This is a genomic window from Paenilisteria riparia FSL S10-1204 (assembly GCF_000525995.1).
GTDB lineage: Bacteria > Bacillota > Bacilli > Lactobacillales > Listeriaceae > Listeria_A > Listeria_A riparia.
Map to the genome: position 1 here is coordinate 1 of NZ_AODL01000066.1, position 999 is coordinate 999.

The following is a 999-nucleotide window of genomic DNA, read 5'->3' on the forward strand; positions in this document are numbered from 1 at the left end:
TTCCCGCGCAGTTTTTGCCCAAATGTTATAGGAAAGCCTTGCGTACAATGAGATGAATGTGGCGTATAAAGGGTACAAATATATGCTGAATATCAATAGTATCAAAGGGTCGCCAACGATGTTCTCCCGTCGTGTGTTTGAAGGGTTGGCTTGCGGGACCCCTATTATTAGTAGTTATTCCAAAGGGATTCAACGCATGTTCGGTGACTTGGTGTTGATTGGCGAAACCGAAGCAAGTCTCGAAGAAAAGATACACCTCCTTACGACCGATGAAGCTGTATACCAACAAAAGGCGTTGGAAGGAATCCGCGAAGTGTATCACCACCACACGTATCAACATCGTCTGCATCTGATGTTGGACAAATTAGGCGTTCACTTGGAGCGAACACCTCCCGCGGTGACGGTGCTTTCCGTTGTCCATTCCCAAGCCGATATCGAAGCCGTCCAAGCCAATTTTGACCGGCAAGCTCATCCAAACAAGCAATTGGTGTTATTTGCCACAATGTTTGATGGTGTCACTGACTGTATGAATACCTACAACACGGAAAATTGCCGCATCTACACACTCTCTTACATGAACCATTATCCACACATCCAAGAGATTGTGACAACAGAATGGATGAGTTATATGAGTAGCGCGCATTATTACGGGGAACATTATCTGACGGATTTAGTGTTAGCTACGGAGTATACGAACGCTCATGTCATTGGGAAGAAGAATTATTTAGAGCATGCGAAGGACCAATTGCGCGAAGTGGGGGGCACAAGAAGACTACACATTTGTCAATAGTATGACCTATCACACAGCTTTACTCCAGACGAGGATACCATGGATGGGCAGTGTACCACACGTCCTCACCCAGATGGAACAAGACGAACCTTTGGATGCTTATTTCCGACAAGGCGTGACGTTGTTCAGTGCCGATAAATTTAATTTTATAAAACATGGCGTCGATGCCTCGCAACGCCTGATTGATCAAGTAGATATGTAGGAGCGAT

1 protein-coding gene and 1 pseudogene are annotated in these 999 nt (G+C 45.4%); both read left to right on the top strand.

Annotated features, from left to right (window positions below; translation table 11 throughout):
* Positions 1–46 precede the first annotated feature (46 nt).
* Positions 47–790: pseudogene (locus tag PRIP_RS16015) on the top strand (glycosyltransferase family protein); the annotation flags it as partial.
* A gap of 43 nt (positions 791–833) precedes the next feature.
* A complete protein-coding gene (locus PRIP_RS17280) occupies positions 834–992 on the top strand; it encodes a hypothetical protein (RefSeq protein WP_159101561.1) in 159 nt (52 codons plus the stop codon).
* Positions 993–999: the final 7 nt, after the last annotated feature.